Annotated in this window: 7 protein-coding genes; 6 read left to right on the top strand and 1 reads right to left on the bottom strand. The window is 45.4% G+C overall.

Annotated elements, in window-relative coordinates; all coding sequences use genetic code 11:
• The 3 genes from RAC86_RS32890 to RAC86_RS32880 form a co-directional block, all read left to right on the top strand.
• A partial coding sequence (locus RAC86_RS32890) for a DEAD/DEAH box helicase (protein ID WP_377886513.1) occupies positions 1-1,213 on the top strand: 1,213 nt, incomplete at its 5' end.
• Between the two features lie 170 nt (positions 1,214-1,383).
• The gene (locus RAC86_RS32885; protein WP_014112728.1) at positions 1,384-1,863 is read left to right on the top strand and encodes a PH domain-containing protein; all 480 of its coding nucleotides are present in this window, start codon (positions 1,384-1,386) and stop codon (positions 1,861-1,863) included.
• Positions 1,853-3,334, top strand: a complete 1,482-nt coding sequence (locus RAC86_RS32880) for a PH domain-containing protein (protein WP_072565774.1) — start codon at positions 1,853-1,855, stop codon at positions 3,332-3,334. Before RAC86_RS32885 ends, RAC86_RS32880 begins: the two co-directional genes overlap by 11 nt.
• Here RAC86_RS32880 and RAC86_RS32875 read toward each other — a convergent pair.
• Entirely contained in the window at positions 3,331-3,930 is a 600-nt protein-coding gene (locus tag RAC86_RS32875; RefSeq protein WP_072565775.1) for a rhomboid family intramembrane serine protease, read from the bottom strand. The two genes, RAC86_RS32880 and RAC86_RS32875, sit on opposite strands and share 4 nt — an antisense overlap.
• A gap of 94 nt (positions 3,931-4,024) precedes the next feature.
• Here RAC86_RS32875 and acpS point away from each other — a divergent pair, with 94 nt between their 5' ends.
• From acpS to alr, 3 genes are all read left to right on the top strand, one after another.
• Positions 4,025-4,390, top strand: a complete 366-nt coding sequence (acpS, locus tag RAC86_RS32870) for a holo-ACP synthase (RefSeq protein WP_072565776.1) — start codon at positions 4,025-4,027, stop codon at positions 4,388-4,390.
• A 164-nt stretch (positions 4,391-4,554) separates the two neighbouring features.
• Positions 4,555-5,571 (top strand): LolA family protein, encoded by a 1,017-nt coding sequence (locus RAC86_RS32865; RefSeq protein ID WP_072181690.1) that lies wholly within the window; start codon positions 4,555-4,557, stop codon positions 5,569-5,571.
• 114 nt (positions 5,572-5,685) lie between these two features.
• Positions 5,686-6,855: an alanine racemase gene (alr, locus tag RAC86_RS32860; RefSeq protein ID WP_072565777.1), complete on the top strand. Its 1,170-nt coding sequence runs from the start codon at positions 5,686-5,688 to the stop codon at positions 6,853-6,855.
• Positions 6,856-6,894: the final 39 nt, after the last annotated feature.

Genomic DNA, 6,894 nt, shown 5'->3' with positions numbered 1-6,894 from the left:
ATATAAAATCGGACAAGATAAACGTGCGAAGGTTCTTCCTATTTACGGCGGACAGGATATTGGACGGCAAATCCGGGCGTTAAAGAAGAATCCGAATATTATTGTCGGAACACCTGGACGTCTTCTTGACCACATCAACCGCCGCACAATTCGTTTAAACAATGTAAACACTGTTGTAATGGATGAAGCGGATGAAATGCTGAACATGGGATTCATTGACGACATTGAATCTATTCTTTCAAACGTGCCGAGCGAGCATCAGACACTTCTGTTCTCTGCTACAATGCCAGCGCCGATCAAACGCATTGCAGAGCGTTTTATGACTGAGCCGGAACACGTAAAAGTAAAAGCAAAAGAAATGACGGTTTCTAACATTCAGCAGTTCTATTTGGAAGTGCAAGAACGCAAAAAATTCGATACACTGACTCGCCTTCTTGACATTCAGTCTCCTGAGCTTGCGATCGTATTCGGACGTACAAAACGCCGTGTCGATGAGCTGGCTGAAGCCCTGAACCTTCGCGGATATGCGGCTGAAGGAATTCACGGTGACTTAACGCAGGCAAAACGTATGGTTGCGCTTCGTAAATTTAAAGAAGGTGCAATCGAAGTTCTTGTTGCAACTGATGTTGCCGCTCGCGGACTTGATATCTCAGGCGTCACACACGTGTACAACTTCGACGTGCCTCAAGATCCTGAAAGCTATGTTCACCGTATCGGAAGAACTGGCCGTGCAGGAAAAACAGGTATGGCGATGACGTTTATTACACCGCGTGAGAAAAGCATGCTTCGCGCAATTGAACAAACAACAAAACGCAAAATGGACCGCATGAAGGAGCCTACACTTGATGAAGCGTTAGAAGGCCAGCAGCAGGTTACTGTTGAACGTCTTCGCACGGCAATCAGTGAAAACAACCTAAACTTCTACATGACAGCGGCAGCTGAGCTGCTTGAAGATCATGATGCAGTAACAGTGGTTGCGGCTGCTATCAAAATGTCTACAAAAGAGCCGGACAACACACCAGTTCGCTTAACAGACGAAGCGCCGATGGTCAGCAAACGCTACAAGAACCAGCGCACTTCTAAACGCAGAGACGGACAAGGCGGCGGCTACCGCGGCGGAAAAGGGAAAAACAACAACCGTTCTTCCTATGACAAAAAGCGTTCAAACGATCGCCGTTCTTCAGGTGACAGACGCCAGAAAAAATCTTACTAATTCTATCGATTGAAAGCCCAAAACATGACGTTTTGGGCTTTTTTATGTTCCGATTGGCTATTCAGCAAACTTTCAGCTGACGGATGCCATTTTTCTCTGTATGCTTAAGAATGAAACCTTTCTGTATAAGAGACGTATAAGTAACGACGAAAAATCGGGAGGTAGGTATTTTGAGAGACCAGCCAAAAAACCAAATCAGTCCAGACGGATTAAAGGTTTGGCGACTTCAAGAGATCATCATATCCGCTGTCTGCTTGCTTATCGTCATAGCAGTTGCGGTATTAAGCTATTATTTTCATTGGCCGTACTGGATCAGCGGCGGGCTCGGCGCTGCTTGGCTGCTGGGTTCGGTTGTGACGGTCTTTATCATTCCAAAGATCCGTCATAAAGTGTGGCGCTATGAAGTCCATGAACATGAAATAGATATTCAGTCAGGTATTTTTGTGGTGACGCGTGTGATTGTCCCGATGGTCAGAGTTCAGCACGTCGATACATCACAAGGGCCGTTATTGAAAAAGTACAACCTGGCAACCGTAAAAATTTCCACGGCCGCGACCGTTCACTCGATCCCCGCTTTGGCGATGGAGGAAGCGGATCGGCTGAGAGACTCCATTTCCCGTCTGGCAAGGGTGACTGACGATGATGTCTGAACCGAAACGCCTGCACCCGGCGGCAGTCATTTTGAATTTATGCCATACCATTATTCAAACGATAAAAAATATCATTCTGCCATTCTTTTTTGTGTATATCGTCAATTCAAACAATACTGTCCGTTTTTACGGAGCCATTGCGCTCGGTGTGCTGTTCATCTGGCTTATAGCCGCAAGCATCATCAAATGGAGAAGGTTTACCTATCGAATTGAAGATGATGAATTCAGAATCGAAGAAGGCTTGTTTGTCACGAAAAAGCGATACATATCGATCGATCGGATTCAAACGATGAATACGAGCGCGGGCGTGGTCCAGCAAATCTTTAAGCTTGTGAAGCTGCAAATTGAAACGGCAGGCGGAGGCAAGGAGGCGGAAGCTGTTCTTTCTGCTATTTCTGTTGAAGAAGCCGAACGCATCAAGGAAGCCGTCTTTAAGAAAAAAGCGCAAAGGCACGAAAGCGAACAAGAGGAAGAATGGCTTGAAGCTGAGCAGGAGTTCATTCCGGCCGTTGAGCCGCAAGAGCACTATCGGATGAACGTGAAAGAGTTGCTCATGGCCGCTTCTACATCCGGGGGAATCGGAGTGATTATCTCCGCTTTATTTGCGCTTTTTACCCAGCTTGACGAAGTGCTGCCGATGGATTGGTTTTTTGATAAATTTTCCTTCCTTCAGCACGCGAGCATCGGCATTTATGCGGTACTCATTTTTATTGGTTTATTTATCGCCTGGGTGTTCAGCATCGCCGGTATGATGTTTAAATACGCGAACTTTCAAATCATAAAAAAAGAGCAGGAATTGGTGATTTCAAGGGGAATTATTGAAAAACATCAAGTCACGATTCCGCTTCGAAAAATACAAGCCATTAAAATAAAAGAAAACATCATCCGCCAGCTTTTCGGCTTTGTGACGGTGTCCATCGTCAGCGCGGGCGGCGGCGACCGGGAAAAAGAAGAGGGCGCTTTGACCATTCTTTTTCCGATGATTCATAAAAAAAAGCTTCCGCACATGCTCCGGACATTTACGCCGGAATATACGCTGGAAGAAAACGTCCGCCGCCTGCCGCGGCGCGCGTTGAAACGATATCTGTTCCGTTCCGTCATTTTTTCACTCTTTTTGATTATCCCATTATGTATCTTTTTTCAGCCATGGGGCTATCTGTCGATCATCCTGCTGCCGATTGAATTGATCTTCGGCTACCTCGCATTTAAGGATACAGCATGGACGATTAACGAGGACCGTCTTCAGCTGACCTCAAGATTTATCAGCAGAACCACCGCGATTGTGTTGAATAGGCGAATGCAGGTTTGCAAGTTCAGCCAATCCTATTTTCAAAAGAAAGGCCGCCTGTATACCATTTCTACCTCGGTAAAATCATCAAGCCATATGGAAGAATTAACGGTGAGGGATGTAGGTGAAGAGGATGCAGACTTCATTTTAAATTGGTATTCATATGAAAAAGCGGACGGTTAATACCGCCGCTCTTTTTTTTGCACACATAAAAACGTGAGAAGAAACCCGCCGCAAAGTCCAAACAGATGGGCCATCATGTTAATATTGGAGTTGATAAACGACATGAGAACGGCAAATGCGAGCAGTGTGAGAATCATTTTGGAATGCTCTTGCCCGATCAGTTCTTTGCGAAAAAGAACCATAAACAGGTACACGCCGAACAGCCCGAAAATCGCGCCGGAAGCCCCAACATGCACGTAATCAAGCGGCTCTGTAACATATGTGCCGATATTGCCGATGATGCCGGAGCCAGCGTACACAAGAAGGAAACGCGCTTTTCCCAGCATGCGTTCCAAAGCTGGGGCAAATAAAAAGATGGACATGGAATTGAACAGCAGATGGGTAAAACCGGCGTGCAGCAAAACGGGAGTGATCAGCCGCCACCATTCACCGTTTGCGACGCCTAAATTATAGCCTGTGACCGCATCTCTCCATAACACGACTGAATGGACAGGAAGTGAAAAAAACAGCCAGAGAACAGCTTGCAAGGCCAATATAAAGGTGACAATGGGATAAAGCCTGATAAACGTTTGAAAATTTTCGGTCCGTATAAACATTCCGAGCCCCTTTTCTTCATTTTGGTATTTCTATAGTAACACGTTTATGAGACAAACCTTTCAAATAGTACGTACGCAAAGGAGGTTATCACACATGATTTACGGCATTGGACTAGACATCACCGAGCTTAAACGGATCGCTTCTATGGCCGGACGTCAAAAAAGATTTGCTGAGCGGATATTAACTCGAAGCGAGCTTGACCAATATCATGAGCTTTCAGAGAAAAGAAAAACCGAATTTCTCGCGGGCAGATTTGCGGCAAAAGAAGCATTCTCGAAAGCATATGGCACTGGTATAGGGAAGCAGCTCAGTTTTCAGGACATTGAAATTAAGAAAGACCAAAATGGCAAGCCTTACATCATTTGTGCGAAGCTGAGTCAGGCCGCCGTTCACGTATCGATCACTCATACAAAGGAATATGCAGCCGCGCAGGTTGTCATTGAAAGGTTGTCAAGCTAGTCTGCATATTAGGGAAACCCCGCTCATATATTTGATAGTGCATTAAGGGAGACAAGTTGTTTGAGGCTTTTATGGTACGCATCCGTTCTGCCTAACGTGTACCGAGCGTACCGTTAAAGTCAAACAAGCGATTTCTTCCTTTTACATCAATTGAGAAAAAGGGGTTGAAAAAGGTGAGAAAAAGCTTTGTTTTGCTTTTAACGGGACTGCTTGCTGTCCTTATTCTTTCTGCCTGCGGGCAAAAAACGCAGCAAGATATTGTGACCGGTTTAGATGAAAAGGCGAAAGAATACACCTCGTACAAAGCAAAAGCAAAAATGACCATCGAGACAGGGAGTGAGCCTCAAGTATACAATGTGGAAATCTGGCACAAAAAGCCGTCTCTGTACAGGGTTTATTTAGAAAATCCGAAAAAGGACCAAAATCAAGTCATTTTACGAAACGAAAACGGAGTATTTGTTCTCACACCGTCTTTAAATAAGAGCTTCAGGTTTCAAAGCGACTGGCCGAACAACAGCAGCCAGGTCTACTTGTTTGAATCGCTCGTAAAGGATGTTCAAAACGATTCGGATGCCGTTTTTACTGCCAAAGAAAAGAAATACGTATTCGAAACAAAAACGAACTATCAGCATAACAAAATGCTGCCAACGCAAGAAATCACGTTTAACAAAAAAGATATGAGCCCGTCATCTGTCAAAGTCATGGATACAGACCGAAAAGTCATGGTGAAAGTAGAATTCAGCAGCTTTGAATTTAATAAACAATTCGACAAAGAATCATTTGATGAAAAGAAAAATATGACTCTTTCCCAAATGGATGTCGCCACAAGCGCGAAGCCATCCGATACGTTCGCGGTCAAAACGCCGCTAGAACTGCCGCTGGGCGTAAAGCTGCTTGAAGAAAAAGATATTTCTACTGAAGACGGGAAGCGGATCATCATGACCTACGGAGGAGAAAAATCATTCACCTTAATTCAGGAAAAAGCCCAGATTGCCAAAGCTTCTTCCTCAGTTACGATGAACGGCGAACCGGTAAATCTCGGCTACACGATCGGCGCCTTGTCGGATGCATCATTATCATGGACCTATGACGGTGTAGATTACCTTCTCTCCTCTAAAGATCTTTCTAAAGAGGAAATGGTGACAGTCGCGAAAAGCATGCAGGGACAATCATCTAAATAACCGCCAAAGGCCAAACATGATTTGGCCTTTTTTTCGTTAGGCATCGTTTCCCTTTGTCCTTTAATTTTAGTATGATATGTAAATGATATTGAATAAAAGCTAGGAAGTGTCATAATGAGCACAAAACCTTTTTACAGAGATACGTGGGCGGAAATCGACTTGTCCGCGATAAGAGAAAATGTCAGCAATATGAAAGAACATATCGGCGAACATGTCCATCTGATGGCAGTTGTAAAAGCGAACGCCTACGGGCATGGTGACGCAGAAACAGCGAAGGCGGCTCTTGACGCAGGTGCTTCATGCTTGGCTGTGGCCATTCTGGATGAAGCGATTTCGCTGCGCAAGAAGGGCTTGAAGGCACCTATATTGGTGCTCGGCGCGGTTCCCCCGGAGTATGCGGAAATCGCGGCTGAATATGACCTGACATTAACAGGTTTTTCTGTTGAATGGCTTCAGGAAGCCGCCCGCCACATGAAAAAAGGTTCTCTTCATTTTCATTTGAAGGTCGATACGGGGATGAACAGGCTAGGCGTAAAAACAGAAGAAGAAGTACATCACGTGATGGCGATTCTTGACCGCAACCCCCGTTTAAAATGCAAAGGGGTATTTACCCATTTTGCGACAGCGGATGAAAAAGAAAGAGGCTATTTTTTAAAGCAGTTTGAGCGCTTTAAAGAACTGATTGCTCCGCTCCCGCTAAAGAAAATGATGGTGCACTGCGCGAACAGCGCCGCCGGCCTTCGCCTGAAAAAAGGCTTTTTTAACGCGGTCAGATTCGGCATCGGCATGTACGGCCTCCGTCCGTCAGCCGACATTACGGATGAAATACCGTTTGAGCTGCGCCCTGCATTCACCTTGCATTCGACGCTGTCTCATGTCAAATTGATCAGAAAAGGCGAGAGCGTCAGCTATGGAGCGGAATACACAGCGGAAAAAGACACATGGATCGGGACGGTGCCTGTCGGCTATGCGGACGGCTGGCTTCGAAAATTGAAAGGAACCGAAATTCTTGTGAAGGGAAAGCGGCTGAAAATCGCGGGCCGAATCTGCATGGACCAATTTATGGTGGAGCTGGATCAAGAATATCCGCCAGGCACAAAAGTCACATTAATAGGCCGGCAAGGGGATGAATACATTTCCATGGATGAGATTGCAGGCAGGCTCGAAACCATCAACTACGAGGTGTCTTGTACAATTAGTTCCCGTGTTCCCCGTATGTTTTTGGAAAATGGGAGTATAATGGAAGTAAGAAATCCTTTATTGCAGGAAAATACAAGCAAATAGCTCATCTCAATGGAGAATTCATAAAACAGCTTTGCTTGC

The sequence above is a fragment of the Bacillus sp. LR_5 genome, from assembly GCF_042709275.1.
The sequence above is the reverse complement of the archived record's forward strand: the minus strand, read 5'-3'. Positions and strand labels throughout refer to the sequence as shown.

Coding starts and splice junctions, on each gene's coding strand:
- RAC86_RS32880 (WP_072565774.1), top strand. CDS start 1,853: ATGATGTCTGAACCGAAACGCCTGCACCCGGCGGCAGTCATTTTGAAT.
- RAC86_RS32875 (WP_072565775.1), bottom strand. CDS start 3,930: ATGTTTATACGGACCGAAAATTTTCAAACGTTTATCAGGCTTTATCCC.
- acpS (WP_072565776.1), top strand. CDS start 4,025: ATGATTTACGGCATTGGACTAGACATCACCGAGCTTAAACGGATCGCT.
- alr (WP_072565777.1), top strand. CDS start 5,686: ATGAGCACAAAACCTTTTTACAGAGATACGTGGGCGGAAATCGACTTG.